3 protein-coding genes are annotated in these 2,018 nt (G+C 69.5%); 2 read left to right on the top strand and 1 reads right to left on the bottom strand.

Annotated features, from left to right (window positions below; all coding sequences use genetic code 11):
- The coding region (locus NX1_RS31675; RefSeq protein WP_157120267.1) for an AMP-binding enzyme at positions 1-456 on the top strand (456 nt) is incomplete at its 5' end.
- A 70-nt stretch (positions 457-526) separates the two neighbouring features.
- On the opposite strand, the gene NX1_RS31670 is transcribed toward NX1_RS31675, so the two are convergent.
- On the bottom strand, positions 527-1,159 hold the full coding sequence (locus NX1_RS31670; protein WP_068067696.1) for an AAA family ATPase: 633 nt from the start codon (positions 1,157-1,159) through the stop codon (positions 527-529).
- A 316-nt stretch (positions 1,160-1,475) separates the two neighbouring features.
- On the opposite strand from NX1_RS31670, the gene NX1_RS31665 reads away from it, so the two are divergent.
- Positions 1,476-1,904: a QcrA and Rieske domain-containing protein gene (locus NX1_RS31665; protein WP_068067693.1), complete on the top strand. Its 429-nt coding sequence runs from the start codon at positions 1,476-1,478 to the stop codon at positions 1,902-1,904.
- Positions 1,905-2,018 lie beyond the last annotated feature (114 nt).

Below are 2,018 nucleotides of genomic sequence, written 5' to 3'. Positions count from 1 at the left end.
CAAGGCTGGTACTTCGCCGGCGACGGCGCCAAACTCGACACCGACGGCGACCTGTGGATCCTCGGCCGCGTCGACGACGTCATGAACGTCTCCGGCCACCGCATCTCCACCGCCGAAGTCGAATCCGCCCTCGTCGGACACTCCCACGTCGCCGAAGCCGCCGTCGTCGGCGCCACCGACACCACCACCGGCCAAGGCATCGTCGCCTTCGTCATCCTCACCGCCGAAGCCGAAAACACCGGCGACACACTCATCGACGAACTCAAAACCGAAGTCGCCCGCGAAATCAGCCCCATCGCCAAACCACGCGAAATCCACATCGTCCCCGAACTCCCCAAAACCCGCAGCGGCAAAATCATGCGCCGCCTGCTACGCGACGTCGCCGAAGGCCGCGAACTCGGCGACACCTCCACCCTCCTCGACCCCCACGTCTTCGAGGCCATCGCGCGCGGCTGAACCCGGCGCCGGGCGGCGTACCCGATCACATGAGGGGCTCGGGTCCGCCGCCCGCCGAACTCGATGTCGCTCAGTCGAAGCGGATGTGACGCACGCCGACCCAGGCGCGGCGCAAGGCTCCGCGCAGTTCGCCATCCGTATTGGGTAGCAGCGAAAGACCCACCGCCGCGCCGATGCGGTCGGCGACCTCTGGCACCGTCAACCCGTCGGTCCAGACCTGCGTCCCGAATTCGGGTCGCGCCAGCCGCTCCAGGCACAGGTCGAGCTTGGACACCGCCCAGCTCTCCCGCCACAGCGGAGCCTCCCGGCCCGTGATCTTCTGCACGACGTGCCCGAAGCCGCGCTCGCGCAATCGCCGCACCACCTCCGCACGCTGCGCCAACAGCGCGAAATGGTGTACCTCGTGGCCCTTTTCGCGCAAGGGATCGAGGATCTCGGCGAGGTAGTCCGGGTCGACCACCGTCATCGGCGCGAACACCGGTCCGCCGTGGCGGGTCAGCGCCAGCTCGAGCACCTCCCTGACACCGCGCCGCCAGCCGGGGAAATCCTGGAAGTCACCGCGTAATTCCGGCGGCGTCATCCGATGCAGGCCGAAACCGACCAGCTCCGGATCACAGAGCACGGCCCCCGGCGTCCGCCGCACCAGCTCGTGCGCGGTCTGCGTCTTCCCGCCGCCGAAGGGACCGTTGATCCAAATCAGCATGACCGCCAGCGTAGGCACCGATCCCGTCCGCACTGGTCGCCGCGGCGTCGGTTTCGGCCCGGCGCAGCCAGGACGCTCTTCCGGTATGCGCATACCAAGTACGTGGTATCGCGCTTCGCCGTTCGCACCCCGGCGATTGAACCGTCGTCCGGTCCATGACGTGATCAGTGCACAGCGATGCCGGGCGGCTCGATGCCCGGCATCGCTGCGGCAATACCGAATTCGCCGCCGTCGACCGGAAACGCGCAGCCCGCGGGCACTTGCCCGTGCGGCCGAGCGTCATGGACCGACGGCGGCATCGTCCGAACGGAGCGACATGGACAACGACCTTCCGACGCTCGACCGCCGTACCGTGATGGCGGGCGCCGGAGCACTGGCCGCCACCGCGCTCGCGGCCTGCGGCGCCCGAGGCGAGAACGAATCCGCGGCGGCGCCCGCCCCCGCGCCTGCCGCGCGAGCAGGCGGTCCGACCGTCCTCGCCAAGACCGCCGACGTGCCCGTCGGCGGCGGCGTGATCGCCGGGGACACGGTGGTCACCCAGCCGAGCGCGGGCGTCTTCGTCGGCCTGGACAGCATCTGCACGCACGCGGGCTGCCGGGTCGCCGAAGTGGCGGGCGGCACCGTCAACTGCCGCTGCCACGGCAGCAAGTTCGCTCTCGACGGTTCGGTCGTCGCCGGGCCTGCCCAACGCCCGCTTGCGTCCAGAACCGTTCGCGTGGAAGGTGATTCGGTCGTCGCCGGATGAGCTCATGCGTCTGAGCTCATGCCTGCACCTCGCTGACGCTCGGCTCCGGCATGCGCTCGGCGCGCTGGCACATGATTCACTCGCTTCGCTCGCTCATGCCTGCACCTCGCTGAC

This window comes from Nocardia xishanensis NBRC 101358 (assembly GCF_001613365.1).
In the GTDB taxonomy this organism is placed as follows: domain Bacteria; phylum Actinomycetota; class Actinomycetes; order Mycobacteriales; family Mycobacteriaceae; genus Nocardia; species Nocardia xishanensis.
The sequence above is the reverse complement of the archived record's forward strand: the minus strand, read 5'-3'. Positions and strand labels throughout refer to the sequence as shown.

Excerpts from the sequence above, each read along its gene's own strand:
- NX1_RS31670 (WP_068067696.1), bottom strand. The coding sequence starts at position 1,159 with ATGCTGATTTGGATCAACGGTCCCTTCGGCGGCGGGAAGACGCAGACC.
- NX1_RS31665 (WP_068067693.1), top strand. The coding sequence starts at position 1,476 with ATGGACAACGACCTTCCGACGCTCGACCGCCGTACCGTGATGGCGGGC.